Source organism: Streptomyces sp. NBC_01446 (assembly GCF_026340095.1).
Lineage (GTDB): Bacteria > Actinomycetota > Actinomycetes > Streptomycetales > Streptomycetaceae > Streptomyces > Streptomyces aureus.
This window is the reverse complement of the sequence record NZ_JAPEPO010000001.1, coordinates 1,628,738-1,655,352: the sequence shown is the minus strand read 5'-3', so window position 1 is coordinate 1,655,352 and position 26,615 is coordinate 1,628,738. Positions and strand designations below refer to the sequence as shown.

The window sequence follows — 26,615 nt, the reverse complement described above, 5'->3', positions numbered from 1 at the left end:
GAATCAGAGGCCGAAGGCGCGTGGATCCGACGCGAGTGCCCGGAAGTACTCGCGCGGATCCGCCACGAGCTTGCGCTCCTTGAGGTCCATCAGGCCGCCCGCACTCGTCAGTTCCGCCGCGAGCGTGCCGTCGGTCTTGCGTATCGACTGCTCGATCCGGAACGTCTTGCCCTCCGTCCACACGAACGCGCAGCTCACGTCCACCTCGTCGCCCGCGCGCAGCTCCCGGCGGTAGCGGATGGTCGTCTCCAGGGCGACCGGGCCGACCCCCTTCGCCAGCAGGTCGGCCTGCCGGATCCCGCCGTGCTGGAGCAGCACCCATCGCGCGTGCTCCGCGTACTGCAGATACACGCTCTGATTGAGGTGCCCCTGCGAGTCGGTCTCGTACCCGCGCACTTGAATGCGCACGGTGAACGGCTCGGTCACGATGTCCCCTTCGACGGCTACCAGATCTGCTGCTTCGGCTACTGCGGCTGATGCTCGATCGTCATGATCTTCTCGGTGACGCCAGCAAGTACCGGCCCCCGGTGCGGGGTTCCGCGTGCTCGCTGACCTGCCACCCTGCCCGCTCCAACGCGGCGGCGCAGCCCGCGATTCCGTCCGGCCCGCGCCCCCGTACGGCCACGGCCTCCGGCTGTGGTGTGCCGCCGACACGGTAGCCGTCCCCGGTGTCACCCTCCGCCGGACGGCAGCCCGCCGCCTCCAGGGCGAGGGCGGCGGCCTGCACCAGATGCGCGCGCTCCCAGGCGCACGGGCGGTCGGTGACGCCGCCCGGATTGGTCATCCGGCGCATCTCCACGAGCCCCTGCCAGGCACTGCGCACCTCGCGCGCCCGCGCAGGACCGCCCGGCACCGGCGCCTCTCCGCCCACCCGCGCCGCGAACGGGCCCCCGCCCGAAGGCTCCGGCGGCGGGGGCTGCTCGGCGCGCTCCGGTTCGTCCCCCGCCTCCCGTATCCGGTGCCCGGCCGGTGTCAGGAAGTGGTCGTGGGGAGGTCGCGGGTGCCGGAACGCGAGCTTCATCAGGACGAGGCGCGCGAGCTGGGCGTCACCGCCCTTCAGCCGCCCGGTGACCGGGTCGGCCTCGTCGACGATGCGCCGCTGCGCGGCGGACAGCGGCCTGGTCATGGCGCCACCCCCTGATTCCGTCCCTCGGCCGGCAGATGCTCCGTACGTTCCGATGGTGCAGCACGGGTCTGACAACGGCCGGGTCCGATGACGTATCAGGGCCGCAGGTTCCACCCGGCGACAACCGGCCGGCCGTGCTCCGTGCTCAGCCTGCTGACCGTGCCCGTCGCCAGCAGGAAGTGCGCCCCGTCCGCCGGGGTCAGGCCGAGCCTGCGCGCCGTGAGGACCCGCAGGAAGTGGCCGTGGCCGACGAGGACGACGCTGCCCTCGTTCTCCGAGAGCGCGGCGTCGACCTTCGCGATCATGCGGTCGGCCCGCGCCCCCACCTCTTCGGGGCTCTCACCGGGGTGCTCGGGAGGTCCTGGCGCGACCCCGTCCGTGAAGAGGAACCAGTTGGGCCGGGTGCGCTGGATCTCGAGCGTCGTGACGCCCTCGTAGGCGCCGTAGTCCCACTCGCACAGGTCGGCGTCGACCCGCACGTTCCCGAGACCCGCGAGCTTCGCGGTCTCGTGCGCCCGCACCATCGGGCTCGAGAAGACGGCACCGACGTGATAGCTGCCGACGAGCGGGGCGAGCTTGCGGGCCTGCTCGCGGCCGTTCTCCGTCAGCGGGATGTCGGTCCAGCTCGTGTGCTGCCCGGACAGGGCCCACTCGGTCTCGCCGTGCCGGACCAGCAGCAGGTCACCCATGCGACTGTCCTGTTCTCTCCGAGGCTGGCGTCGGTCGGGCCCGGCGATCTTGCACGGGCCGTCGTTCGAACCGTACACGCGGTGCGGGACGGACGCCCGGCCTTGATTGTCAGACCCCGCCCGTAAGGTCGTAGACGTCGCCGGTCCCGCCGGACGAGGGCGACGCACGCCCCGCCAACCAGGGCGTACCCATGCCTGCCGACCAGGGAAAGGAGCCCGGCCATGACGGAGCAGACCGACCACAGGGGCATCACCGTCGCCGCGGCCGCCGTGTTCCTTCCCGCGCCCCTGCCGCGCGAGAGCAGCGTCGCGTTCTGGCACCCGGACGGCACGGACCTGCCGGGCGCCACCCCGCTCACCGTCGTCCGGCCGCACGGCGCGGGCGCCCGCACCCGGACCGTGCCCGCCGTCCGGCTGCCCGTCACCGAAGCCCTGCCCCTGCTCGTCCGGGCCCGGCAGACCCCCGGCGCCCACCCCGCCGCGGCCTGCTGGGGTGCCGCCGCCCTGCACGCCCTGCACCTTGTGGGCCGCGGCCGTCTCCTGCCCGGCCTCACCGCCTCCGATCACGACGCGTGGCGCGCGGGCCCCCTCGACGCGGACGACATCGCGCAGCTGCGCGCCATCGCCGCCGCCATGCCGTACGAGGCCCATGCCGCGCCCGTGGAGGGCTCCGAGCCGCTGCGGCTGCCCGAGCCCGAAGCTCTCGTGCGCGCGTTCCTCGACGCGGTCGCCGACTCCCTGCCGCGCAGCCCCGCCGCCCCCTTCGCGGCCGGGGCACCCTTCGCCTCCTTCGCGCCGCAGCACCTGCCCCGCGCGCGTGCCTGGGCGGTCGAGGCGGCCGCCGGCATGGACGCGGGCGTGCGGGTCTCCCTGCGCCTCGACCTGTCGAACTTCACGCTCTTCGACACGGACGACGCCCCCGACCCCGCCGACACATCCGCCGGTGAGGACGGCCCCGGACGCGCCGGTACCGAGGAGCGGCGGCGGGCCGGGGCCGCGCTCGTCCAGGTGCACAGCCTCGCCGACCCCACCCAGGTCGTCGACGCGGCGCGGCTCTGGGCCGGCGACGGCGAGGCGCACTTCGGGCCGCGCGCCAGGATCGACGCCGTGCTCGCCCTGCGCCGCGCCGCCCGCGTCTGGCCCCCGCTCGGCCGCGTCCTGGAGCGCGACGTGCCCGACGTCCTCGCGCTCTCCGAGGGCGAGCTCCTCGACCTCCTCGGCCCGGCGGCGGCCCGCCTCGCGGACGCGGGCGTCGAGGTCCACTGGCCCAGGGACCTGGCCCGCGCCCTCACCGCCACCGCCGTGGTGCGCGCCGCAGCGCCCGGCTCCGCCACCGACGGCACCCCGTTCTTCGACGGGGAGGAACTCCTCAAGTTCAACTGGCAGTTGGCGCTCGACGGGGACCCGCTCACCGAGCGTGAGATGGACGAACTCGCCGAGTCCCACCGGCCCGTCGTCCGGCTGCGCGACCAGTGGGTCGTCGTCGACCCCGACCTCGTACGCAAGGCCCGCAAACGCGAACTGGGGCTGCTCCAGCCCGTCGACGCCCTCGCCGTGGCCCTCACCGGCGAGGCCGACATCGACGGCGAGCGCGTCGAGGCCGTGCCCACCGGAGTCCTCGCCCACCTCCGCGATCGCCTCGTCGAAGGCCCGGCCGCCGCCGAACAGCCCGCGGGCCTGCACGCCACGCTCCGCGACTACCAGCTGCGCGGCCTCGCCTGGCTCGACCTCATGACCTCGCTCGGCCTCGGCGGCTGCCTCGCCGACGACATGGGCCTCGGCAAGACGATCACCCTCATCGCGCTCCACCTGCGCAGGAACAAGACGGCGCCCACCCTCGTCGTCTGCCCGGCGTCCCTCCTCGGGAACTGGCAGCGGGAGATCACCCGCTTCGCCCCCGGCGTCCCCGTCCGCCGCTTCCACGGCACCGACCGCACCCTCGACGGCCTCGACGGCGGCTTCGTCCTCACCACGTACGGCACCCTGCGCACCCGCGCCGCCGAACTGGCCGGGCACACCTGGGGCATGGTCGTCGCCGACGAGGCGCAGCACATCAAGAACCCCTTCTCCGCCACCGCCAAGGCGCTGCGCGCGATCCCGTCGCCCGCCCGCATCGCGCTCACCGGCACGCCCGTGGAGAACAACCTCTCCGAGCTGTGGGCCCTGCTCGACTGGACGACCCCCGGGCTGCTCGGCCCGCTCAAGTCCTTCCGTGCCCGCCACGCGCGCGCCGTGGAGACCGGTGAGGACGCCGAGGCCGTCGAGCGCCTGGCCCGCCTCGTGCGGCCGTTCCTGCTCCGCCGCAAGAAGTCCGACCCCGGCATCGTCCCCGAGCTGCCGCCCAAGACCGAGTCGGACCACCCGGCCCCCCTCACCCGCGAACAGGCCTCGCTCTACGAGGCGGTCGTCCGCGAGGCGATGGCCGAGATCGAGGCCGCCGAAGGCATCGCACGCCGCGGCCTGATCATGAAACTCCTGACGTCGCTCAAGCAGATCTGCAACCACCCGGCGCAGTTCCTCAAGGAGGCGGACGGTCCGCGCGCCCGCCTCACCGGCCGCTCCGGCAAGCTCGCCCTGCTCGACGAACTCCTCGACACGATCCTCGCGGAGGACGGCTCCGTCCTCGTCTTCACGCAGTACGTGTCCATGGCCCGCCTCCTCGCGACCCACCTGGCCGCCCGCGCGATCCCCTCCCAACTTCTGCACGGCGGAACCCCCGTGGCCGAACGCGAGCGCATGGTCGACCGCTTCCAGTCCGGCGAGGTCCCCGTCTTCCTGCTCTCCCTCAAGGCCGCCGGCACCGGCCTCAACCTCACGCGCGCGGGCCACGTCGTCCACTTCGACCGCTGGTGGAACCCGGCCGTCGAGGAGCAGGCCACGGACCGCGCCTACCGCATCGGCCAGACCCAGCCCGTCCAGGTCCACCGACTCATCACGGAGGGCACCGTCGAGGACCGTATCGCCGAGATGCTCGCCGCCAAGAAGGCCCTCGCGGACGCCGTGCTCGGCTCCGGCGAAGCCGCCCTGACCGAGCTGACCGACCGGGAGCTCGCCGACCTCGTCTCCCTCAGGAGGACGGCATGACCCCCCACACGCCGGGCCGCGCCGGCGCGCACGCCCAGGCCCGCGCCCGTGTCGACGACCGCCGCCGCACCTTCCCGCCCCTGCCGCCCCGCACCCGCACGGCCGACGACTTCGCGCTGACCTGGTGGGGGAACGCGTGGGTGGACGCACTCGTGGACACGGCGCTGGACACGGCCCGCCTCACCCGCGGCCGCGCCTACGCCGACCGAGGACACGTCGACGCCATCACCGCGACCCCCGGCCGCGTCATGGCCTACGTCCACGGCTCACGCCCCCGGCCGTACCGCACGGAGATCCGTCTGCGCACCCTCCACGACGACGACTGGGAGCGCATCCTCGACACGGCGGCCGCCCGCCCCGACCACATGGCCGCGCTCCTCGACAAGGACGTGCCGCACGCTCTGGCCGCCGTCGCCGACCTCCTGCCCGCCGCCGGCGACCTGATCCCCGACTGCTCCTGCCCGGACGACGGTCACCCCTGCAAGCACGCGGCCGCGCTCTGCTACCAGACGGCACGACTGCTCGACGAGGACCCGTTCGTCCTCTTCCTGCTGCGCGGCCGCGGCGAACAGGAGCTCCTCGCCGACCTCACCCGGCGCAACGCGGCGCGGGCCGCCGACGAGCGCTCCGCCACGGCCCCCGCACTGCCCTCGGTCGCGGCCCGCGAAGCCCTCGACCCCCGCACCCTGCCGCGCCTGCCCCCGCCGTTCCCGGTCCCCGCGCACCCGGGCCGCCCGCCCGTCTACCCGCACGCGTCCGGCGCCCCCGACCCGCTCGCCCTCGACCTCCTCGCCACGGAGGCGGCGGCCCGCGCCCACACGTTCCTCACCCGGGGCATCGACCCGATCGCCGGACTCACGCCCTGGCAGGACGCGGTCCGGCTCGCCGCCGCCCACCCCGGCTCCGGCCTCGCGGCGTCCACGCGCGCGCTGTACAAGTCCCTCGCCCAGGGCACCGGACGCACGGCCACCGACCTGGCCCGAGCCGTCGCCGCCTGGCGCCAGGGCGGACTCGCGGGCCTGGATGTCCTCGAAGGGGAGTGGGACCCGCCGGCCGGCCCCTTCGACCGCGCCCGCCCGGCCCTCATCGCCGCGGACTTCCCCCACTTCCGCCCCCATCGCAACAGGCTCTCGACCGACAACCTCCAGCTCCGCCTCGGCCGCGAAGGCCTCTGGTACGGCTACGAGTCGGACCCCGGCCGCGAGGACTGGTGGCCGAGAGGCACCCCCGACACGGACCCGGTGGGCGCGCTCACGGCACTGCTCGGCCGGTGACGGGCCGCGCCGACGGCGGCCGGTTACGTCGCTTCACAACGCCTCGGCCCATCGCGTCAGCGTCGTGAAGTCCCTCTCGCGCAGCCCGTGGCGCGGGTGGATGCGCAGGAGCAGAGCCGGGGCGTCGTGGTGCGCGGTCACATGGCGGGAGTCCAGGTCCGTGATCATGTCGTCGACCCAGGCGAAGGGCCGCCCGGCCGCCCAGTCGAGCAGGGGGCGCGTCTTCCAGTAGAGGCCGTCAGGGTCCCGGGCGAACAGCTCGGGCCACTCGATCACGGGCAGCGCGGCGGGCAGTCCGATCGCCGGGCCGACCATCGCGTTCGCCTCGTGCATCCACGTGGTCGCCCAGGCCAGTTCGAAGGGCAGGCCGACCAGGCGCCGGCCGTGGGACGGGTTGAGCACGACCCGCAATCCGCGGCGGTGGCGGCGGGAGCCGGGGGTCTGGCGCGCGAGCCAGCTCGCCGGGTGGAAGCGGTGCGCGGCGTATCCGCGCAGGCGGGGGAGGCGGGCGGCGTACGGGTTGAGGGGCCCGTCGACGTCGAGGAGGAGCAGCGGCCTGTCTGTCATGCAGAGGTGTTGCCCACCGAGGCCGGTGATCGCTCATCGCGGCGTCGGACTCAGGGTCAGCGCACGCTCGGGGCGGCCGACTCGATGAACCTCGTCAGGACGTCCTTGCACCGCCGCGACCGCCGGTCCCGGTCCTCCTCGTCCACCGACTCGTGCAGACAGTTCGCCAACTCGAACGCAGACTCCGCCAGTTGACGGGTGTCCGACCGGTCGCACACCAACTGGAGCCGCGCCAGCGCCTGCCGCGCGCTGATCCGCGCCTCGTACGACGCGAAGCGGGCCTCCTCCGCCTGCGAGGAACCCGGCACCTCCTGCGCCCGGAACCACCGGTCGTTCTGACTGCGCCGGTAGTCGAACAAGGCCCCGGCGAACGCGCTGTAACTGGAGATCCGCTCCTGACGCAGCTGCTCGGCACGGGCGAACCCGGCGACCCGCTCCGTGGACCGCGCCTGGAAGAAGTGGGTGACGACGGAACCGAGCAGGGTGCCGAGCACGGCTATCAGCGCCGCATCCATGGAGTTGCTCCTCGAGGGCCGTGAAAATCCGGGGCGGGTGTGATAGACGTCAGGGCGATTCGTCGCTTGTGGGCGTGCCGGGGCAGTCGGCCTCAAGACGCTGCAGGATCTCGGAGTTGAGGGACCGCCGGGCGGACTTGGCCTGCGCGGTCAGCCATGCGTGGAGTTCTTCGGGAAGTCGGAGTGTGATGCGTACTTCGTGATCCTGAACCATGTTTTCAACTGTAGTGTTAATTTGGTGGCATGACGACACTACAGATGGCTGAGAGGGCTGGTCGCGCCCGGTACACCTACCGGCTTCGTGTGTCGTCAACCGCCCGGACGGCTCTGCTCAGCGAGTGGGACCGGTGCCGGTGGATCTGGAACGAGTGTGCCGCCCGATCGAAGAAGGCCCACTGGGACGGGGAGGAGTGCGGACCTGCCCGGTTGGACAAGATGCTGACCGAGGCCCGCAGCGCGAACGCGTGGCTGCGCGAGGGCAGTAGCGTCCCGCAGCAGCAGATCATCCGCGACTTCGCCAAGTCTCGGGCCAAGGCATTGAGGGACATCAAGGCCCGGCTGCCTCTCCGGCAGCGCGCGGGGATGCCGAAGTGCAAGAAGAAGCACACGGCGGACCCGAGTCTGAACTACACGCAACGCGGATTCCGGATCAAGGGCGGCCGTCTGTACGTCGCTGGGGGTATTGGCCTGACGGTGGTGTGGTCGCGGGATTTGCCGAGGCCTCCGTCGTCCGTGCGGATCTACCGCGACAGCCTCGGCCACTGGTACGCCTCGTTCGTCGTCGCCACGGTCACTGAAACCCTGGCGGCTACCGGGCGGGACATTGGCATCGACTGGGGTGTCAAAGAGACCGCGACCACCACCAGTGACACCCATGACCTGCCACACCGTGAGTACGGAAAGAGCGCGGCCGGGAAGCTGACCCGCTATCAGTGGATGATGGCCCGGCGGAAGCCCAAGCGTGGCCAGCCTGGATCGAAGGGCTACCGGAAAGCAAAGCGGCAGACGGCCAAGCTGCACAAGAAGGTGGCGCGGCAGCGTGAGGACACCGGCCGCAAATGGGCCAAGCAAGTAGTCCGCGATCACGATCGGCTCGCAGTGGAGGACTTCAAGCCGAAGTTCCTCGCCAAGTCCACCATGGCCCGCAAGGCCGCTGATGCCGCCATCGGAGCAACTAAACACGCGTTGATCCACATGGCGGCCAAGCACGGCCGTGAGCTGCATCTCGTCCACCCTGCGCACACCACCATGGAGTACGCACAGTGCGGAGCAAGAGCCAAGCACGCACTGCCTCTCTCAGAACGTACCTACACGTGTACCGCGTGCGAGGCCGTCTCACCCAGAGACAAGAATTCCGCACGTGTGATGCTCGTCCGGGCTGGTCTCGTACCCGGGTAGCGTTGATCGTGTAAGACCTCGCGGACCGCCGGCCCGCAGGCAACGTGAGCTAGGAATCCCCTTCCTCGGGAAGGGGAGGAGTCAATGGCGGTACCCACTCAGGAAGCGGCCGATCCGGCTGATCGCGGCGTCTAGATCGTCAGCGTACGGGAGGGTGAGGATGCGGAAGTGGTCCGGGCGCGGCCAGTTGAAGCCGGTGCCCTGGACGACCTGGATCTTCTCGCGCAGGAGCAGGTCGAGGACGAACTTCTCGTCGTCGACGATGGGGTGGACCTTGGGGTCGATGCGCGGGAACGCGTACAGGGCGCCCTTGGGCTTCACGCAGGAGACGCCCGGGATCTCGTTGAGCTTCTCCCAGGCCATGTCGCGCTGTTCGAGGAGACGGCCGCCGGGCGCGGTCAGTTCGCGGATGGACTGGCGGCCGCCGAGCGCGGCCTGGATGGCGTACTGGGCGGGGGCGTTGGCGCACAGCCTCATGGAGGCGAGCATCGTCAGGCCCTCCAGGTAGTTGCGGGCGTGCTGCCGCGGTCCCGTGACGACCAGCCAGCCGGAGCGGAAGCCCGCGACGCGGTACGTCTTGGAGAGGCCGCAGAAGGTGAGGACGACCAGGTCGGGGGCGAGGGCGGCGGCGCTGTGGTGGACCGCGTCGTCGTACAGGATCTGGTCGTAGATCTCGTCGGCGAGCACCATCAGGCCGTGCCGGCGGGCGAGGTCGAGGATGCCCTCGATGATCTCCTTCGGGTAGACGGCGCCCGTGGGGTTGTTGGGGTTGATGATGACGACGGCCTTGGTGCGGTCCGTGATCTTCGCGGCCATGTCGTCGAGGTCGGGGTACCAGTCGGCCGACTCGTCGCAGACGTAGTGCACGGCCTTGCCGCCGGAGAGCGTGGTGACCGCCGTCCACAGCGGGAAGTCCGGGGCGGGGATGAGGACTTCGTCGCCGTCCTCCAGGAGCGCCTGTACGGCCATGGAGACCAGCTCGGACACGCCGTTGCCGAGGAACACGTCGTCGACGCCGACCTCGAGGCCGAGCGCCTGGTAGCGCTGGGCGACGGCGCGGCGGGCGGACAGGACGCCCCGCGAGTCGGTGTAGCCATGGGCCTGGGGGAGCATCCGGATCATGTCCTGGACGATCTCCTCGGGCGCCTCGAAGCCGAAGAGCGCGGGGTTGCCGGTGTTGAGGCGCAGGACGCTGTGGCCCGCCTCCTCAAGGGCGTTGGCGTGCTCGATCACCGGGCCGCGGATCTCGTAGCAGACCTCGCTGAGCTTGCTCGACTGCCGGAACTCCATGTGGTGCCCTCCCGGACTGCCCGTGACGTGTGTGACTTGGTTTTACCAAGTGACCGCTTGGAAAGTCCAACAAGTTGCATAGACTGCGAGCCATGCCACGCCGAAGCTACGACCAGTACTGCGCCGCCGCCCGCGCCCTCGACGCCGTCGGGGACCGCTGGACGCTCCTGATCGTCCGTGAGCTCCTCGCGGGGCCGCGCCGCTACACCGATCTGCACACCGACCTGCCCGGCGTCAGCACGGACGTACTCGCCTCGCGCCTGAAGGACATGGAGCGCGAGGGTGTCGCGGAGCGCCGCAGGCTGCCCGCGCCGGTCTCGGCTTACGTGTATGAACTGACCCCGCGTGGACGGCAGTTGCTGCCCGTGTTGCAGGCGCTGGGAGAGTGGGGCGCACCCGCCCTGGACGAGCGCGGGCCCACGGACGCGGTGCGCGCGCACTGGTTCGCCGTGCCTCTCCTGAGTCATCTGGAGCGGCTCGGCGGCGAGGGCGTGGTCGAAGTACGCCTCGACGAGGGGGAGTTCCATGTGCGGGTCGGCGGCTCGGGCGCGGACGGGCCTGTCTACGGCGAGGGGCCCGTGGCCGGTGAGCCCGGCGCGCGGCTCGTCCTCGGCACGGAGACCTGCGTCGCCGTGGTGCGGGGCGAGCTGACGCTGGAGGAGGCGGCACGCGCGGGCCGTGTCGCCGTGTCCGGGGACGGCGCCCTGGCGAAGGCGCTGCGAGAGGTGTGAAGCAGAGAGCAACTCGTCCATGACGCCCGGCACTTGAGTGCGCGGGCGCCATGGACGGGGGTGTCACATGCCCGGCGGTACCCGGGACGGGCGGCCTGTGCCGCGCGTCAGGGCGTAGCCGCCGATACTGGCGAGCGCCGCCAGGATGCCGCCCGCCGCCGTCCAGACCCAGCGGTCCGACCACCAGCCGGAGGACCAGCCGTCCTCGGGCTCGCCCGTCGCGAGTGCCTGGCCGGCCGACGAGCCGTTCTCCCCGTCGGAGGCGTCGTCGGAGGCGGCAGCGGCCTCCTCCGTCGTCGAGCCCGGCACGAGCGGGGCCGCCAGCGAGCCGTCCACCGCCGAGGAGCCGCCGACCTCCTTGGAGGTCACCTCGACCTCGGCCGAGACGGGCAGCCCCTGGTCCGAGGGCGTCAGCGTGGCCGCCGTGAGCCGGACGTAGTACGTGCCGGGCAGCGGGTCGTTCGCCCACTGCTCCGACCAGGCCCGCACCGTACGCAGCGTGCAGGACAGGCCGACCGACGTCGCGTCCGGCGCCGTCGCCCTCGACTGCGTCCCGTACATGCAGGACTGACGGCGCCTCAGCCCGTCGTACACGTCGATCCGCCACGTCGCGCCCGAGGGTCGCGCGGCCGAGTCCGGCAGCTTCACCGTCGCCTTGACCGTGGGCCGCTGCCCGGCGTCCGCCGGGAACGACCAGTACAGGTAGTCGCCCGTGGAGGCGCCCGCCGTGGCCCGCCCGCCCTGCTCCACCTCCTGCGCGGTACGGAACGACGTGCCCGCCTCGGTGGGGGCCTTGTCGTCACCGGAGGAGCCGGAGTCGCCGGAGCCGGCGAACGCCGTACCGGCCCCGAGCAGTGCGGTCAGCGCGCTCGCGCCGAGGAGTCCCGCCGTCGCCAACAGTTTGGTCGTACGCATCAGTTGGTCCTCCAGACCGCGACCCGCCAGCGCGAGATCCAGCCCCACAGCACACCCGCGGCGAAGCCGGTGAGCACCAGGGCGCCGAGCAGCCACCAGCCGCGGCCGAGGCCGAACGCGGCCACGTCGGACGCCGCGCTCGGCGCGTCCACGACGTCGACGGTCAGCTCGACCGGGAGGCCCGGCGTCGCCTTGACCGACGCGGGGGCCGAGTAGGAGTTCGACACCTGGAGGCAGACGGTCTCGGCCGCCGCCTCGTCGCCGTCCTGCTCGGGCTTCGGGTAGCGCAGACCCGTCGAGATCACGTCCGTACGCCCGTCGCCCGCCTCCGAGCCCCGGACGATCTCACGGCCGTGCTCGGTGACCGCGCGCAGCAGCACGCCGTAGTCCTTGTTGACGGCGCGGTCCGCGGCGACGCTCACCGAGGCACGCAGCTCCTGTCCGGGAGCGACGGCCACACGGTAGAAGCGGTGCTCCCCGAACGTCTCGCGGTCCGTGTACAGACCGGGCTTGATCTCCGGCGCGCCGGTGCACTCCTCGGCGCCCTCGACGGCCACGGGGTTGACCACGGGATCGGCCGCCCGGTCCACCAACTGGCCGACGCGGCCGGTGAGTTCGTCGGTGTGCCGCACGGAGGTGTAGGTGCCGCCGGTGGCCTCGGCGATGCAGCTGAGCTGGTCGCGCGTCTTGGCGTCCGGGACCAGGCCGAGCGTGTCGATGGTGAGGTTGATGCCCTTGGCGGCGATGTCGCGCGCGACCTCGCACGGGTCGAGCGGCTGGCAGGTGTCCTCGCCGTCGCTGATGAGGACGATGCGGCGCGATCCGTCGCCGCCGTTCAGGTCGTCGGCCGCCTTCAGGAGCGCGGGGCCGATCGGCGTCCAGCCGGTGGGCGAGAGGGTGGCGACGGCGGTCTTCGCCTCGGTGCGGTCGAGCGGCCCGACCGGGTAGAGCTGCGCGGTGTCCTTGCAGCCCACCTTCCGGTCCTCGCCGCGGTAGTTGGCGCCAAGCGTGCGGATGCCGAGCTCGACCTCCTTCGGCGTCGCGTCGAGCACCTCGTTGAAGGCCTGCTTCGCGGCGGCCATGCGACTTCCGCCGTCGATGTCGCGCGCCCGCATGGAACCGCTCACGTCGAGCACGAGCTCGACCTTCGGGGCGGCCGTGGGCTGCCCGTCAGGGTTGTCCGCCGCGGAGGCGCCGACGGGCGTCAGCCCCATGGTCAGGGCGGCGAACAGGACACAGGTTCCCGCCGCCAGCCGTTTTCTTATGATCATCGCCGGATCTTATGGATCAACGTACGCACACAACAAAACGAGTGCTCAGCGGGGATGCGGGCCGGTGCCGGAAATCAGCTGTTTCCCGCCGAACACCCCGGTTCCGTCCGCTTGGCTCCACCACGCCTCGAGCCCGGCCTGGTCCAACTCCCGCCAGTCCGGGGTCTCCTGCACGAGCGCCCGGCCCAGGCTCCGCCCGAGCCCGACGAGCGCACCGCCGGCCGCCGTGCGGGAGTCGTCGTACGCGGCGAGCGCCTCGTCGAAGTCCGACGCGGAGCGGAACGCGGATTCGAGGGCGGCGCCGTCCTGGAGGGCCTTCACCGCGCCCGCCCCGGTGTGCGGGCGCGCGACCGTCGCCGCGTCCCCGGCCAGCACGAACCGGCCCGTCGCGTACCGCGGGGCAGTGAAGTCGTACATGGGCTGGAGCGCGAGCTCGTCCGGGGCGGTGAGGCGGACCAGGTCGCCCCAGTACGGCGGCAGCAACTCCTCGGCCACGTGGGCGAGATGGGAGCGCAGCGCGTCGGTGAGGGTGCCGGGCGGCAGGCTCGTCGGCAGGTCGACGCGCAGCGCCGCGTCGACGCCCGCCGGGGGAGCCGTGTAGAGAACCCAGTTCACGCGGTGGCCGCCGGCCGGGCCGCCGTCCGGGATCCGGTAGACGATGAGGTGCCCGCCGGGGAACACGACGTACGCGCAGTCCTCCTCGGCCCACAGCCCGGGCTCGGCGAGGCGCTGTGCGGGGAACGCGCCCCGCCACGCCAGATAGCCCGCGTACCGTGGCTGTACGTCGGGGAACGCGCAGGCCCTGACCGCCGAGCGGTAGCCGTCCGCGCCGATGACGAGGCCGAACTCCTCGGCGCCGCCGGCCGCGCAGCGCACGCGGGCCCCGCCCGCCGTCGCCTCGACCCGCGCCACCGCCGCACCCGTACGGAACTCGACGCCCGCCGGCACCGCCCGGCGCAGCTCGCGCCAGAGCGGCCCCCAGTTGTACGTACGGAACGGGAACGGCATGGTGGCGATCTCGCGGCCGAGCACCGTGCCCCTCGCGGCCCCGCCGTCCCCGGCGCGCACGTACCAGCGCCGGCGCACCAGGCCCACCCACGGCATGCCCGCGTCCATGTACCCGGCCGACTCCAGCTCGGCGTACCGCGCGTCGTGCACCGCGAGCCCCACGCCCCGTTCCGCGAGGGAGCCCGCGGCCCGCTCGTACACGACGATCTCGTCCGCGCCCCCGCGATGGGCCGCGAGAGCCGCCGCGCAGCCCGCGATGCTCCCGCCCACGACTGCGACCCGGCCACCGTTCACCATGCGTATCCGTCCCCGTCCTCGGTCCCGCGCAAAGGAGACAGCGCAAGGAGATCTCCGCGGCCGGGACGACGGTACCGGCAGTCGCCGGGCGCCGCGCGGAACCCGCAACCCGGACGGTGCGATCCCGGCCACCCCCCCCCGGCCGTGGGGGCCGCCGGTTAGGCTGGCCGGTGTGCTGCGAGAAGTGACGGCTGTCCGGTATCTGACTCCCCTGCGGACCGGCGGCTCCGTGCCGGGGGTCGTCGAGGCCGACGACCTGGGGACCTACGTCGTGAAGTCTTCCACCTGGCCCCGCTGACCAGGGCTTTCATGCCCTGGAAGCCTCCTGACCTGCACGTACGCGTCTTTCTCGATCTTTCATAGTCGTGCGGTCTTGTGTAGCCGATTCTCCCCAGGCGCTCCCCAGGGGGCCGAGTTCTCCCCAGATTCTCCCCAGCGGGCTTGCCTCGTAGAGGCTTGGCGGCGTGGTCAAAGTGGTGCTCGCTGGGTCACTTCATGTGCCGGGTAGGGCCCGCCGTCTTCATCTCTGTGCTGGCGGCGGGAGCCGTCGGTGTTGTCTCGACGTGTTCTCGATGACCTCGCACGTGGAGTGTGTGGCGATTCTTGAACCGGTCACGAAGGGCGCCTGACCTGCTGTTTTCCGGCTTCTGTCGATCCTGGTCAGAACGAGTCGACGTGTTTCCCGGAGTGCACGACGTGGACTGTACCGAAGGGCCGGGCAGTGCTGTTGACCTGCTGTCCACTGGGGCGCCGTGGGAATGACGGATGGGGTGCCCCGTCTGTGCGTGGACGAGAGCGAAGTCGCCGCGACGTTCATTTCACGCTTGTTCTGATGAAGCGTCAGGACACGGACCCACCCTGCGCGCCTCCGCCTGGAAGGCGGAGGCGCGCAGGAACGCGTTAGTGCGTTCGCCCGTCCGGCGGCCCTCGACCTCATCATGCTCGATCCACTCCCTGGGACTGCTGCCAGCGGGTTCTTGCCGCTGTGGTTGCTCAGTGGTCCCTACCTTGTTGATCGGGATGAGCGAGCCATTCGTAGGGTTGGCTCACCCAGGGGTGCCGGGTGTGGCTTTCAGTGGTCTGCCGTCTGTGGCTTCTTACGATTCGCCGCCCGACACCCCGCGACGACTCGGCTGCTGATTAGGAATTGCGATCCGATCGCTGAGCAGGGACTCGCCAGCGAGGTCGTCTGTGGTGCGGTAGACGAACGAGGTTGGAGCGCGCGTGACAGCGATTTGGGCCGGCATCGATGCCGGGAAGGCCCATCACCACTGCGTAGTGATCGACGAGACCGGCAAACGGCTCCTGTCGAGACGGGTGGCCAACGACGAGCCGGAACTCCTGCAGCTGCTGGCCGACGTGCTTGCGCTGAGCGATGAGGCCATCTGGGGAATCGACCTGGCCGACGGCGGGGCCGCCCTGCTGATCGACCTGTTGCTCGGCCACGGCCAGCACACGCTCTACATCCCCGGCATGGCCGTCAACCGGGCCTCCGAGGGCTACCGGGGTGCAGGCAAGACCGATGCCAAGGACGCGGCGATCATTGCCGACCAGGCCCGGGTTCGACGGGATCTTCATCCGCTGCGGCCCGGCGACGAACTGGTCGCCGAACTCAAGATCCTCACCGTTCGTCGGCGCGATCTCATCGAGGACCGCACTCGCGTGATCAACCGGCTGCGAGGCCACCTCACCAGCATCTTTCCAGCCCTGGAGCGGGCCTTGGACCTTACCAACTCGGGCCCGCTGGTCCTGCTCACCGGATATCAGACCCCAGCCGCCATCCGCAGGGCCGGCACCCGCCGACTGGAAACGTGGCTGCGTAACCGCAAAGTCAGAGGCGCCGACCAGCTCGCCCAGGCCGCCATGGCGGCCGCCGACAGCCAGTACACCAGCGTGACCGGCGAGAAGCCGACGGCCCAGCTCGTCGACACGCTCGCGAAGGAGGTGAAGCGTCTCAATGAGCAGGTGGCCGGGGTCGACAAGCTCATCGAGGCCCGGTTTCGCGAGCACAAGCACGCTGAGGTGATCACGAGTATGCCCGGGATCGGTCCTCTCCTTGGCGCCGAGTTCGTAGTCGCCACGGGCGGAGACATGGCGCCCTTCGGCACACCTGACCGTCTCGCGGGGTTCGCCGGTGTCGCTCCGGCTCCTCGTGACTCGGGCAAGATCAGCGGCAATCTGCACCGGCCCAAGAGGTATAGCCGTGGTCTCCAACGCGTCTTCTATACCTCCGCGTTGGTCAGCATTCGCTGCTGTGACGAATCCAGGCGCTTCTATGACCGCAAGCGTGCCGAAGGCAAGCGACACACCCAGGCCGTCCTTGCCCTCGCCAGACGTCGCGTGAACGTCTTGTGGGCCTTGCTCCGTGACGGACGGTGCTACGAGGCGATACCGCCCGTCACGGCTGCAGCTTGACAACGAGATTAGGAATCGGAATAGCTGAAGTCGCCCATGGTCCAGGCGCTGACGTCATCGATCGCCACACGGTACATCCCGCCCGTCTCCGGGATCCCGACCGTGCCCTGCAGGATCCGGGCGACATGGAAGTGCAGATGCGTGGGCGGCCCGTTCTTCTTCGCGGAGGTGTCGAAGACGGCGGAGAACTCTCCCAAGCGGGCGGAATCCGTCAGCACATCCGACACCCTCTGCCTCCACACGGCTTCGGGAGCCAGCCGACCGGTGATGACAGCACCACCGGTGACCACGGTCAGGGACATCTGGTTGCTCTGCCCGGATTCCACCAAGGCGGCGACGTCAACGAGCAGCTCGTCAGGCTTCGACATGAGGCAGATTATATTTACTTGCCACCCTGCCTTTGACCGGTGGCGACAGCGGGCGCGAAGGGCGTTCACGGACTTGGCGCGGAAGGCCCAGATGGTGACCGGGGTGGCGCGTGCGAGGCGATCAAACAGGGTCAGCCGGAGCCGGCGCCGCGCCGTTCAGGTCAGGGGCGTGCCGGTGGCGGACGGTCCGGGGTTCATGGCCCGCTGGGCGGCTGCCGGTGTCGTCGGCCAGGTCCGGGCCGCGCTGACCGGGCGGATCCGCCGGGAGACGGACGAAGGACCAATGCGGTCGCCACGATAATCGACTCGCAGTCAGCCAAAGTGGCATCGAGCGTCGGGAAAGGATCAGCGACCGCAAGTACATCTCGTGGTCGACATCCGCGGGGCCTGCCGCTGATAGTGATGGCCACCAAACTCACTGCGGGTATCCCAACTGGTCAGCATCGAAGAACGGGGCAGATCGCGAACGAGCAGGCCGGGAAATGGAGCTTCCTCACAGCCACGCCCGCGTGCTGATCGTCGTCGCCCGCGATCCTGCCATCCGCCTTCGCTACATCGCCGCGGCCTGCCACATCACCGAACGCTCAGAACATCGTCCACGACCTTGAACAGGCCGGCTACATGCGCCGCGAGCGCAACGGACGGCGCTCGCGCTACATCCTCTGCATGGGCGGCACCCTCCGTCATCCAGCCGCGGCGTCCGTGCCCGTCCGGGGAGTGCTGGAACTCTTCACCCCTCACGCCGGCGAGCGCTGAAGCCTCGGCCCTCCCCCTGGCGCACTGCGGGAGCTGTCATACCGCACACCACTGGTGCGTCTCTGTCAGCCGTGGGCCGTATGACAAACACCCCTCATCACACGCTCGTCCAGGCGTCGAGGAAGGCTTTTCGTCCAGCGGGATCGTCTGACCTGTGGTCTGCGTGCAGAATGCGCCAGGCGGTGAGCTCGAGGTCTCGGAGCCACAGTTCTCCGATGACCTGTGTTTTGAGGTCGGGAAAGTGGTCGGACTCGGCGAGGGCTTGACCGATCACCTCCCCGGCTGCGACGCGCTGGGGTGGGGTCATCTGATCGACGGCCGAGAGGATCTGTCGGGCCAGGGCGGTTCCTTCTCCTGTCAGGGAACGCAGCACCAGAGCCTTGATGTTGGCGGGTAGCAGGTATGCGGTGCCCGAAGTCCTCCACAGCTCCGACCAGAAGCGTTCTCCTGCCTTGGTGGGGGCAGGCAGCGCGGCCAGCAGCCCGAGAAGATGGCCGGTGGCCGCATAGCCGTCGGAGTGGGCGGCTGCGACGACTGCGATGCCGGCGACGCGCTCCACATCGAGATGGCCCGCTTCGAGATGCGGGGCCAGGCCCAACTGGTGTTCCACCTGGTGTGTGAGGGGGGCGGATACGTGGGGGCGGACCTCAGGAAGCATCGGCGATCCTTGTGCGTAGGCGGGCCCAATGCCCGTTCGGAAGTTCTGATCGTTCCCATGACCAGCCGATCTACTCGGCTTCGTCGGGCCCAATTGACGCCAGGATCAACGAAGTCGGAGTTGAAACGGTTGCGGAGCACCACGCCGGCGACGTGGGCGTGGTGTGCGCGACCGGACTCCTGGAATGCCGTCGGGGTGTTGTCTTCTAGCATGACTCCATGATCACCGGTGGTGCCCAGGAGTCCGAGGGAGGACGAGACGCTGTGTCCCGCGACGCCGCTGAAGCCGAACGCTTTCACGCCGCCTCGGGGCGTGGAGAGGGTCGTGAAGACGGGCTCCCCTGTGGATCACACGGTGACGAGGCAGGGGAGAACGCTCACCCGGTTGCCGCTCTGGTGGAGCGGGCGGCCGACCTGGCCGAACCGATCAAGCCGAGGTTGCGTGGCTGGCTCCATGCCGGAATGGTTCCCGCCGCACTGATCGCGGGCATCGTGCTCATCTGCCTGGCTCGCACCCCGCAGGCGGCCTGGGCCTGCGCCGTGTACTCGGTCACCGCCTGGCTGCTGTTCGCGACGAGCGCCGTCTACCACCGCGGCACCTGGGGGCCGCTCGGCGAGGCTCTCCTGCGACGTCTCGACCACGCCAACATCTTCCTGATCATCGCCGGCACCTGCACCCCGCTGGCGGTGCTCCTGCTCCCGCCGGACCAGCGGTCCGTGCTGCTGTGGATCGTGTGGGCGGGCGCATTGGCCGGCATCGCGTTCCGGGTCTTTTGGGTCGGGGCTCCCCGCTGGCTGTACACCCCGTGTTACCTGGCACTGGGGTGGGCACCGGTGCGGTACCTGCCCGACTTCCTGCACACCGGCGGAGCGGCCGTACTCACCCTGATCGTGGCCGGCGGTCTCCTCTACAGCGCGGGTGCGGTCGTCTACGCCCTCAAGCGCCCGGACCCCTCACCCCGCTGGTTCGGCTTCCACGAAGTGTTCCACGCCCTGACCGTGGCAGCCTTCACCGCGCACTACATCGCCATCTCCCTGGCCACCTACTGACCCCGCGACAGGTGTTGCGGCCCGTGCACGGTGGACGCACGGCGCGCCGTGGTCGCGGTGCTAGGCACGCTGGCCGGCCGACCTCGCCGACGAAGCCTCGCCACCAGTCTCCGAGCCGCGCGACCACATTGAGCAGTGTGCGGTCCTGGAGGCGCGGACCAGACAGGGGCCGCATTGCAAAACGAGCAGTCCCCGATCCGGCCTGGATCGGGGACTGCTCAGCAGTAGCGGGGACAGGATTTGAACCTGCGACCTCTGGGTTATGAGCCCAGCGAGCTACCGAGCTGCTCCACCCCGCGTCGGTGAACCCAACCCTACGCCATCACCACAGCCCGCAAGACCGCATCGGCGCCGGGGCGCTCAACCCCTCGGCGACCGAGCGTGTGGGGATTGTCGTGAACGGCAAGGTGGGGGTTGGCGAGGATCTGTCGGGCCTGCCGCGCGGTGATGACGGTGCCGGTGTACTGGGGCGCGATGGTGGCGGCCTTGATGGCGCGGCGGGCGGCGGGCCCTGAAACGCCGAGGCCGTCCTCAAGAGCGGCGTTGAGGTCGGCGACGGTGTCGATGGTGGCGCGGGCCGTCTCAACGTCGAGGAGGTCGTGGATGCCGTCCCGGCTGCGCGCGGCAAATCCGGCCGCTACAGAAGTCCGCAGATGACCGTACTGAATCGCGAGCGCGACCAGGCCCCGGGGCGGCGGGCGATATGCCAGGCCAGGCTCCTGCGGAACCGTTCGGTACCAATCCTCCCGTGCGGATCCGGCGGGATGACCTCACCGGCCAGCCCGCGGCGGCTGCCTCGTGGTTGGCCCAGGTGATGAAGTCCTCCACTCGGGTGTCCAGGGTGTGCACGGTGAGGGAGCCGGTGCGGGCCCGGGTGCCGCGCAGGTCGTGGGCGTGGTGGTCGAACAGCAGCTGCCCTGGAGGAACCGTGCGCCAGGGTTCGGCCCGTCCGGACCGACCGCGCACTGGCGGTTCGCCGAGTGGAGCCAAGCCCGAGTGTGGGGGAAACTCCACCGTCTGATCCTGGACGAACTTGGCGTCCGCGGCTCCCTGGACTGGTCGCGCTGCGCGATCGACTCGGTGAACATGCGGGCGGCGAAAGGGGGGATCTGACGGGTCCCGAATCCCGTAGATCGCGGCTAGAAGGGCTCGAAGATCCACTTGATCACGGAGCGGACCGGTCTGCCCCTCTCGATCGGCATCTCCGCCGCGAACACCCATGACAGCCAGGGGCTGGAGCCCCTGGTACGGAGTATCCCACCCATCCGCTCCGCACGCGGCCCCCGCAGGCGACAGCCCGCCAAGCTCCACGCCGACAAGGGCTATGGCTACGACCACCTGCGTCGATGGCTTCGGCCCCGAAACATCACCCCACGCATCGCCCGCAAGGGCATCGAGTCTTCCCAGCGGCTTGGCCGCCGTTGGACCGTGGAATGGACAGTGGCGTGGCTGGCCGGCTGCCGACGTCTGCACAGGCGCTACGAGCGCAAGGCCGAGCACTTCCTGGCCTTCGCCGGGATCGCCGCCGCCCTGATCTGCTACCGAAGGCTCGTACTCCCTCAATGATCGGCGCTGAGTAGCATGCCTGGTATGTACCACATTGAGGAGCACTGCCGGATGCAAACGCGTACCAGATGCTGCGAACTGCGGTCGGTTGGGCCTCTCCCTCGGAGGCTGCTTGTCAACAGGCCCTTGACGGCACCAGCTTTGGGGTAGTCGCCCGCCATGCAGAGCGCATCGTGGGCATGGCGCGATTGGTCGGCGACGCAGCCATGTATTCATTCATCGTCGACGTCGTTGTCCATCCCGACCACCAGGGCGCGGGGCTCGGACGCCGCATGGTCGACGCCCTGGTCAACTGGTCCAACACACACGGCATCCGCACGACGCTGCTCATTGCGAGCTCGGATGTTGTTCCCTTTTACGAACCACTTGGCTTCACATCCGACCCCAGCAGCTTCATGAAGTACGCCCCTGACGCACCGACGGCATCAGACAGCACCAAGTGAGATGACCGCTAAGTGAGATCGACCGAAGGTCGAGACAGCACGCCCGGCCTGAGACTCGGTTGTGAGTCTCAGGCCGAGCGGCGTTGGTTACCTACGTACCGTCAGGGTGCCTTCTGGCGCATCGACTTCAGGTCGGTTCGGTGACCTTGACGGGTTCGGTGCCAGGCGCGCTGTGCCGTTCGGCCCAGCTCTCCAGGGCCGTGCGGCAGGCGTGGTCGAGGTGGTGCAGGCCGGAGAGGTGGGCCTCGATCGGCCGGTCATGGGGCAGCGCCTCGAGGCTGTCGAGTATTTTCGGCAGCCTGAGGAAGGTCGCGTTGCCCGACAGGTGCGCCTGGATGGGGCCGGCTCCCTTGTCTATGACCTCCAGTTTGACGTGGGAGCTTTCCCAGGCGGACTTGACCACGGACAGGGCCAGGCCGATCAGTACGCCCTCGAACATGTTCACCGCGACGATCGACACGGCGGTGACGACGAGGATGAGCGCCTCGCTCTTGTAGTCCCGCCACAGCTCCGCGATCTGACGGAACGGGATCAGCTTCCAGCCGGCGTGTACGAGGATGCCGGCAAGGGCGGGCAGCGGGATGAGCGCCAGGGCCCAGGGCAGAGCGGCGGCGAACAGCAGCAGCCACACGCCGTGCAGGACGCGCGACGCCTTCGTCTTCGCGCCCGCGTTCACGTTGGCCGAACTGCGTACGATCACCGCGGTCATCGGCAGCGCGCCGAGCAGGCCGCACACGGTGTTGCCCGCGCCCTGGGCGACCATCTCCTTGTTGTACTGCGTACGCGGACCGTCGTGCAGCCGGTCCACCGCGGCCGCGCTGAACAGCGACTCGGCGGAGGCGATCAGCGTGAAGGCGATGATCGTGCCCCAGATCGCCGGACTGGCCAGCTGACCGAGGGCCTCCGCGCCGGGCGGCTGGATGACGCCGAGCAGGCCCTCGACCTCGACCGTGGCGACCGGCAGCCTGAAGGCCGCCGTGGCGATGGTGGCCAGGACTACTGCGGCGAGGGCGCCGGGTATGGCCTGGACGCGTGCGGGCAGCTTCTTCCACAGCACGATGACGGCGATGGAGCCCGCGCCGATCGCGAGGGAGATCAGCGCGGTCGTGTTGCCCAGGGCGTCGACGAACGCCCCCGGCAGGCCGGCGATCTTGCCGAGGCCGGTGTCCGGGGCTTTCAGGCCGGCGGCCGCGTAGACCTGTCCGGCGATGATCACGAGGCCGATGCCGCAGAGCATGCCCTCGACGACGGACACGGAGATCGCTCGGAACCAGCGGCCAACTCGGAGGAACCCCATGAGGAGTTGGAGCAGTCCGGCCATCAGCACGATGACGCCGAGCGCGGACACGCCGAACTCACTGACCGCCTCGTATACGAGGACGGTCATTCCGGCTGCGGGTCCGGAGACTTGGAGGCTGCTGCCCCGCATCAGGCCGGTGACGAGTCCGCCGACGATGCCGGTGACGAGTCCGAGCTCGGCCGGAACCCCGGAGGCCACGGACACGCCGATGCACAGCGGTACCGCGACCAGGAAGACGACGATGGACGCGGCGAAGTCCTGCCGCAAATAAGGGAACTTGGTCATAGCGGTCCTCACAGTGCGGCGAACGCGTCTGTGTCCGCGCGGTGTTGGAGCACGGCGCCGGTGTGGACCTCGTAGTACCAGCCGTGCAATTCGAGTTGGCCCTTGGCGAGCCACTTCTCGATGCAGGGGTAGGAACGCAGCCGCAGCAGCTGGGTGAGGACGTGGTGCTGCACGGCTTCGGCGACCGTCGGGTCGGCGGGGTCCTCGCACTTGGGCTGGTCGGCGGCGTGGGCGAGCCAGTCGCGTACGGCGGGGACGGTGTCCAGGTCGTCGCCGCGTACGACCGCGCCGACGGCGCCGCAGTGCGAGTGGCCGCAGACCACGATGTGCTGGACACCGAGCACCTCCACCGCGTACTCGATGGTGGCGGTCTCGCCGGTGGGGGAGCCGGAGCCGTACGGCGGGACGATGTTGCCCGCGGTGCGCAGCTCGAAGAGCTGGCCGGGCTGCGCACCGGTGATCAGGGCCGGGACGACCCGGGAGTCGGCGCAGGTGATGAACAGAACTTCGGGCGACTGACCTTCGGCCAGCTTGGCGAACTCCTCAGGGCGCCGTCCGAACGTGCGGGCGTTGTCGATGAGGGTCTGCATGGTGATTCCTCCTGGCGCGTCGCTTCGGACGCGTCGGACGTGCAGGACGGGTGCACGGGGCCGGGGCCCCGCGTGTGGAGAAGGTGAAACAGGTGGATTGGACTGCTGTGCTGCTCAGCAGCGGAAGACCTGGAGCAGGGCGGGGGTGTGCGCTCGCGGCGGTCTGGTCGTGCGATCAGGGACGCAAGCGGCGGTAGCCGGTTGGGAAGCGGCCGAGGCCGGGTGGGCGGGCAGAGCGAGGGAGAGCTCCGCCGGAGCGCAGGAAACCCGGGGCCGACTGCGGGTGCGCGAGAGGCTGCTCGGACTCCCTAGCTGCTCGATCTCGTTGCAGGTGACGACACCAGAGTGCATTGCCTTCCCGGTGGCTTTGGTTCCGGGATGGACCTAGACCACCGCCTGACGCGTCGTGTGCGTCGAGGCGAACGATGTTGCGGGAGCGAGGAGTTGGAGCTGCAGAGCGGCCAGGACGGCGGCGAGGACCACGATCACGGCCCGGGCCGTCGCACCTCGGTGCACGCGCTCCGTACAGAAGGATCTCAACATCTAGTGCACGCAAACTTTTGGTCAAGCAACAGTCAAGAGCGATGCTAACTCGGCAAAGAGGGTTGCAGGGTTAACGGAATGTTACGTACCGGATAGCGCCCGAAAACCTCGGATTCTTGGCGGAGAATCAACCCTTGATGGCAGGCCACGGCGTGCTTGCGCGCGGTCATACGCGCCAGGGGGCAACGTGATCCGTAGCAGGGGCGGCGCCCCGGCGGGCGTCCCCCGGGCCATGGACCCAGGCGACGTCACACCGGCTCCGTGGCGGTCGCCATCCCCCCACCGGGGAGCGCATCGAGTGGATGCCGTCGGCGACCTACCGGCTCTGGCGTGACGTTGGGCTTCGGGGCTACGGCCCGGACGGGCTGCCCTCGGACCGGTTCCGCGGCCGGCGGGCGGCCCGCAACGCGACGTTCAGCGACCTCATGGTCCGCACGGGGCTGCGGCTGACCGAGCAGGCCAGCGGCACCGTCTTCGAGATCCCCACCAGCATTGCCCTGGGCGGATACCAGCGGTTCTGGCTGCCCGGGATGATCGCGAAGAACTCTCCGCCCGGTGGGTCTACGTCCCACACAGCACCGTCCAGGAGGTGATCGCCTATGTGGAGTGGGACCGGGCCGAGGTGGTCGAACAAGCCCGGGCAGCGGGCCGCTATCAGCGCATCCGCCGGCCCCTGGTGATCGCAGACCCGTCCCGCCCGCATGTGGTGCACCGGCTCAGCGCGGGCGGTGTCCACCGGAAGCGGCTACAAGAATTTTCGCCGGTCGAGCGGCGGCGGCTGCTGCGGGAAACCGAGGACGGCCTGGAACCTGCGATGCTCTGGCTGAACGAGAACGGGCTGCCGATGTCGGTCTCCGGCTGGCAGGCGGTGTTCTCCACGGCCAACGACCGCTGTCACGCTCTGGATCGGGCAGTGGGGCCCGGGTGCATGGGGGCGCGCTGCATGGAGCCGACGACTTCACCTCCGTGACCGGTGAAACGGCCTGGACCCGTGCTGTGCTGACGTCACGGGAGTCCTTGGTTGAAACTCCCCAGATTCTCCCCGACAGTTACCCTTCAACAATGCCTCATCGCCCCAACCGAAACGGCGAGGCTAAAACACCGCCGTCACCACAGCAGCGATCAAGAGGTAAGTGATCACGGCGCCGATGATGACTCCCACCATGGAGAGAACTTTCCAGGTGGGAGTTGGGAGCCAGCGCGGCGCGGGCTAGGCGCCAACGTGGTCCCCGGGGGCCCGCCCCGTGGTTCCCCGCGCTGAACGCTTGCCGTCCCGTCGGTCGGCTTGATCAGGCCAGGCCGAGTGCCTCATCGGCGCTGCGGGGCTCCGTGCGCGGCTGCTTGTTGAGCTTGTGGCGCGCGATGGAGGATTGCCGGTAGACCTCCTTGCGGGCCCGCATGATGTTGCCCAGGGGCGCGTGCTCGGCGGTGACCCGCCAGGGCGTGAAGGACAGCGCGTCCATCTTCTCCAGGTTTTCCGGGGCGGAGATGTCCTGCTGCGGCAGCCGCAGCTTGGCCACGGTGACGGGCGGCGAGAGCTGCTCGGGCCACTCCACGGTGGTGTCCTCCACCGGCATGCGTTCCAGGTCGGTGCAGAGCTGGACCTGGATGTCGAAGGCGTAGGGCCGCTCCTGCAGCTCGGTAACCAGGGCCGGTCGGAAGACCTCCTGCGCGGAGGTCGGGTCGATGCCCCGCCGGACCACCGAGGCGGCGAAGGACGGGTCGGGGGTGATGCGCACCTTGGCGATGTAGTCCCCGTGCCGGACCGCGCCCATCGTCCAGTAGCTCGACAGCAGCAGGTTCGCCGGAGGGGTCTTCGACAGGCGCAGGAAGGCCAGGAACTCGTCCCACGCCCAGTTGTCCTGGTCCAGCGTTCCCTTTCCGGTCACGAACTCGGTGAAGAAACGATGCGCGCCGGGTCGGCCCTGGGAGAAGTAGGCCGGCGCGTTCAGGAACAGTTCCTGGATGAACAGGTAGTGCTCAACTGTGTTGCAGAAGAAGATCGGTCCGTTGATGTTGGCGTAGTCGAAGGTGCCCGTGTCCGGTTCGTCTTCCAGCAGGGTCGGGCCGGGGATGTCGAAGATCTTCAGTGCCAGTCCGGTGGCGGCGCCCAGTCGCGCGTCGGCTCCGGCGTGAGGCGAGCCGTTGGAGAAGCGGATGAGCGCATCGTGGGTTCCCGGAGTCGCGTAGATGCCTTGGGCGTACTCGGGGGGAAGCCCGTCCAGGATCTCCGCTTCCCCGCGGACCAGCCCGTAGCCCTTGGCATGGGCGTCGCGGAGAGCCCGGCCGGTGCCACCAGCCGTGACCGACTCGGCGATGTAGCTCTCGGTCTTTTCGATCACCGTCTGCACATTTTGATCGAAGTGCGGGTCATCATCTTCGACGTCCGGCGTGTAGCGGACGAACTGTGCTGCCATGACTTCGACCTCTCCTCGGAGAGCGTGATCGCGCCTCAGGGGCTGGAACCTCAGGGGGTG

Annotated in this window: 27 protein-coding genes, 1 tRNA gene and 2 pseudogenes; 13 read left to right on the top strand and 17 right to left on the bottom strand. The window is 70.1% G+C overall.

What is annotated here, in order from left to right; genetic code table 11:
• Positions 1-3: 3 nt before the first annotated feature.
• The 3 genes from OG456_RS07465 to OG456_RS07455 all read right to left on the bottom strand — a co-directional run bounded on the left by OG456_RS07465 (position 4) and on the right by OG456_RS07455 (position 1,815).
• Positions 4-426, bottom strand: a complete 423-nt coding sequence (locus OG456_RS07465; RefSeq protein WP_266558436.1) for a thioesterase family protein — start codon at positions 424-426, stop codon at positions 4-6.
• A 61-nt stretch (positions 427-487) separates the two neighbouring features.
• Positions 488-1,126, bottom strand: coding sequence for a hypothetical protein (locus OG456_RS07460; protein WP_266558435.1), 639 nt, complete (start codon positions 1,124-1,126; stop codon positions 488-490).
• A 95-nt stretch (positions 1,127-1,221) separates the two neighbouring features.
• Complete coding sequence (locus tag OG456_RS07455; RefSeq protein WP_266558433.1) at positions 1,222-1,815, bottom strand: histidine phosphatase family protein; 594 nt, start codon at positions 1,813-1,815, stop codon at positions 1,222-1,224.
• A 222-nt stretch (positions 1,816-2,037) separates the two neighbouring features.
• On the opposite strand from OG456_RS07455, the gene OG456_RS07450 reads away from it, so the two are divergent.
• Both OG456_RS07450 and OG456_RS07445 read left to right on the top strand, forming a co-directional pair.
• Entirely contained in the window at positions 2,038-4,899 is a 2,862-nt protein-coding gene (locus OG456_RS07450) for a DEAD/DEAH box helicase (RefSeq protein WP_266558431.1), read from the top strand.
• Positions 4,896-6,173, top strand: a complete 1,278-nt coding sequence (locus OG456_RS07445; protein WP_323136307.1) for an SWIM zinc finger family protein — start codon at positions 4,896-4,898, stop codon at positions 6,171-6,173. The genes OG456_RS07450 and OG456_RS07445 overlap by 4 nt, the downstream gene beginning before the upstream one ends.
• 33 nt (positions 6,174-6,206) lie before the next feature.
• Here the strand turns inward: OG456_RS07445 and OG456_RS07440 are convergent, their stop codons facing one another.
• Genes OG456_RS07440 through OG456_RS07430 form a run of 3 tightly spaced genes read right to left on the bottom strand, consistent with a single transcriptional unit; the run spans position 6,207 to position 7,469 of the window.
• Positions 6,207-6,740 carry a hypothetical protein gene (locus OG456_RS07440; RefSeq protein WP_266558429.1) on the bottom strand — a complete coding sequence of 178 codons (534 nt, stop codon included), beginning with the start codon at positions 6,738-6,740 and terminating at the stop codon, positions 6,207-6,209.
• Between the two features lie 56 nt (positions 6,741-6,796).
• The gene (locus tag OG456_RS07435) at positions 6,797-7,255 is read right to left on the bottom strand and encodes a hypothetical protein (protein ID WP_266558427.1); all 459 of its coding nucleotides are present in this window, start codon (positions 7,253-7,255) and stop codon (positions 6,797-6,799) included.
• 49 nt (positions 7,256-7,304) lie between these two features.
• Positions 7,305-7,469: an Arc family DNA-binding protein gene (locus tag OG456_RS07430; protein WP_266558425.1), complete on the bottom strand. Its 165-nt coding sequence runs from the start codon at positions 7,467-7,469 to the stop codon at positions 7,305-7,307.
• Positions 7,470-7,498: 29 nt separating this feature from the next.
• On the opposite strand from OG456_RS07430, the gene OG456_RS07425 reads away from it, so the two are divergent.
• Positions 7,499-8,653 carry a transposase gene (locus OG456_RS07425; RefSeq protein WP_323136306.1) on the top strand — a complete coding sequence of 385 codons (1,155 nt, stop codon included), beginning with the start codon at positions 7,499-7,501 and terminating at the stop codon, positions 8,651-8,653.
• An 81-nt stretch (positions 8,654-8,734) separates the two neighbouring features.
• Here OG456_RS07425 and OG456_RS07420 read toward each other — a convergent pair whose 3' ends face one another.
• Positions 8,735-9,943, bottom strand: coding sequence for a pyridoxal phosphate-dependent aminotransferase (locus tag OG456_RS07420; RefSeq protein ID WP_266558423.1), 1,209 nt, complete (start codon positions 9,941-9,943; stop codon positions 8,735-8,737).
• Positions 9,944-10,035: 92 nt separating this feature from the next.
• Between OG456_RS07420 and OG456_RS07415 the strand changes: the two genes are divergently transcribed.
• On the top strand, positions 10,036-10,674 hold the full coding sequence (locus OG456_RS07415; RefSeq protein WP_266558421.1) for a helix-turn-helix domain-containing protein: 639 nt from the start codon (positions 10,036-10,038) through the stop codon (positions 10,672-10,674).
• Positions 10,675-10,737: 63 nt separating this feature from the next.
• On the opposite strand, the gene OG456_RS07410 is transcribed toward OG456_RS07415, so the two are convergent.
• The 3 genes from OG456_RS07410 to OG456_RS07400 are packed head-to-tail and all read right to left on the bottom strand — an operon-like array spanning position 10,738 to position 14,162.
• A complete protein-coding gene (locus OG456_RS07410; protein ID WP_266558419.1) occupies positions 10,738-11,589 on the bottom strand; it encodes a hypothetical protein in 852 nt (283 codons plus the stop codon).
• Positions 11,589-12,860: a VWA domain-containing protein gene (locus OG456_RS07405; RefSeq protein ID WP_266558417.1), complete on the bottom strand. Its 1,272-nt coding sequence runs from the start codon at positions 12,858-12,860 to the stop codon at positions 11,589-11,591. The genes OG456_RS07410 and OG456_RS07405 overlap by 1 nt, the downstream gene beginning before the upstream one ends.
• Before the next feature lie 45 nt (positions 12,861-12,905).
• A complete protein-coding gene (locus tag OG456_RS07400) occupies positions 12,906-14,162 on the bottom strand; it encodes an FAD-dependent monooxygenase (protein WP_266569106.1) in 1,257 nt (418 codons plus the stop codon).
• A 175-nt stretch (positions 14,163-14,337) separates the two neighbouring features.
• Between OG456_RS07400 and OG456_RS07395 the strand changes: the two genes are divergently transcribed.
• Positions 14,338-14,463, top strand: coding sequence for a hypothetical protein (locus tag OG456_RS07395; RefSeq protein ID WP_266569565.1), 126 nt, complete (start codon positions 14,338-14,340; stop codon positions 14,461-14,463).
• A 926-nt stretch (positions 14,464-15,389) separates the two neighbouring features.
• Positions 15,390-16,580, top strand: a complete 1,191-nt coding sequence (locus tag OG456_RS07390) for an IS110 family transposase (RefSeq protein WP_266557486.1) — start codon at positions 15,390-15,392, stop codon at positions 16,578-16,580.
• Positions 16,581-16,588: 8 nt separating this feature from the next.
• Here the strand turns inward: OG456_RS07390 and OG456_RS07385 are convergent, their stop codons facing one another.
• Positions 16,589-16,948 (bottom strand): hypothetical protein, encoded by a 360-nt coding sequence (locus OG456_RS07385; protein WP_266558415.1) that lies wholly within the window; start codon positions 16,946-16,948, stop codon positions 16,589-16,591.
• A 190-nt stretch (positions 16,949-17,138) separates the two neighbouring features.
• Between OG456_RS07385 and OG456_RS07380 the strand changes: the two are divergent.
• A pseudogene (locus OG456_RS07380) lies at positions 17,139-17,296 on the top strand (IS5/IS1182 family transposase); the annotation flags it as partial.
• Between the two features lie 505 nt (positions 17,297-17,801).
• Here OG456_RS07380 and OG456_RS07375 read toward each other — a convergent pair.
• Positions 17,802-18,302: a hypothetical protein gene (locus OG456_RS07375; RefSeq protein WP_266558413.1), complete on the bottom strand. Its 501-nt coding sequence runs from the start codon at positions 18,300-18,302 to the stop codon at positions 17,802-17,804.
• 455 nt (positions 18,303-18,757) lie between these two features.
• Here OG456_RS07375 and OG456_RS07370 point away from each other — a divergent pair, with 455 nt between their 5' ends.
• Positions 18,758-19,411, top strand: a complete 654-nt coding sequence (locus OG456_RS07370; protein ID WP_266569105.1) for a hemolysin III family protein — start codon at positions 18,758-18,760, stop codon at positions 19,409-19,411.
• A gap of 225 nt (positions 19,412-19,636) precedes the next feature.
• Here OG456_RS07370 and OG456_RS07365 read toward each other — a convergent pair.
• Positions 19,637-19,710, bottom strand: a tRNA-Met gene (locus OG456_RS07365).
• 3 nt (positions 19,711-19,713) lie between these two features.
• On the opposite strand from OG456_RS07365, the gene OG456_RS07360 reads away from it, so the two are divergent.
• The 3 genes and pseudogenes from OG456_RS07360 (at position 19,714) to OG456_RS07350 (ending at position 21,420) form a co-directional block, all read left to right on the top strand.
• The gene (locus tag OG456_RS07360; RefSeq protein WP_266558411.1) at positions 19,714-19,926 is read left to right on the top strand and encodes a hypothetical protein; all 213 of its coding nucleotides are present in this window, start codon (positions 19,714-19,716) and stop codon (positions 19,924-19,926) included.
• Positions 19,927-20,344: 418 nt separating this feature from the next.
• A pseudogene (locus tag OG456_RS07355) lies at positions 20,345-20,977 on the top strand (IS5 family transposase); the annotation flags it as partial.
• 68 nt (positions 20,978-21,045) lie between these two features.
• A complete protein-coding gene (locus tag OG456_RS07350) occupies positions 21,046-21,420 on the top strand; it encodes a GNAT family N-acetyltransferase (protein WP_266558409.1) in 375 nt (124 codons plus the stop codon).
• Between the two features lie 127 nt (positions 21,421-21,547).
• Here OG456_RS07350 and OG456_RS07345 read toward each other — a convergent pair whose 3' ends face one another.
• The 3 genes from OG456_RS07345 to OG456_RS07335 form a co-directional block, all read right to left on the bottom strand.
• Positions 21,548-23,005 (bottom strand): SulP family inorganic anion transporter, encoded by a 1,458-nt coding sequence (locus OG456_RS07345; protein WP_266558407.1) that lies wholly within the window; start codon positions 23,003-23,005, stop codon positions 21,548-21,550.
• An 8-nt stretch (positions 23,006-23,013) separates the two neighbouring features.
• Positions 23,014-23,595: a carbonic anhydrase gene (locus tag OG456_RS07340; protein WP_266558405.1), complete on the bottom strand. Its 582-nt coding sequence runs from the start codon at positions 23,593-23,595 to the stop codon at positions 23,014-23,016.
• Between the two features lie 384 nt (positions 23,596-23,979).
• Entirely contained in the window at positions 23,980-24,111 is a 132-nt protein-coding gene (locus tag OG456_RS07335; protein WP_266558403.1) for a hypothetical protein, read from the bottom strand.
• A 329-nt stretch (positions 24,112-24,440) separates the two neighbouring features.
• Here OG456_RS07335 and OG456_RS07330 point away from each other — a divergent pair, with 329 nt between their 5' ends.
• Together OG456_RS07330 and OG456_RS07325 are read left to right on the top strand one after the other, a co-directional pair.
• Positions 24,441-24,731 carry a hypothetical protein gene (locus OG456_RS07330; RefSeq protein WP_266558401.1) on the top strand — a complete coding sequence of 97 codons (291 nt, stop codon included), beginning with the start codon at positions 24,441-24,443 and terminating at the stop codon, positions 24,729-24,731.
• Positions 24,728-25,108 carry a hypothetical protein gene (locus OG456_RS07325; protein ID WP_266558399.1) on the top strand — a complete coding sequence of 127 codons (381 nt, stop codon included), beginning with the start codon at positions 24,728-24,730 and terminating at the stop codon, positions 25,106-25,108. Before OG456_RS07330 ends, OG456_RS07325 begins: the two co-directional genes overlap by 4 nt.
• A gap of 319 nt (positions 25,109-25,427) precedes the next feature.
• Here the strand turns inward: OG456_RS07325 and OG456_RS07320 are convergent, their stop codons facing one another.
• The gene (locus OG456_RS07320) at positions 25,428-26,555 is read right to left on the bottom strand and encodes a catalase family protein (RefSeq protein ID WP_266558397.1); all 1,128 of its coding nucleotides are present in this window, start codon (positions 26,553-26,555) and stop codon (positions 25,428-25,430) included.
• Positions 26,556-26,615: the final 60 nt, after the last annotated feature.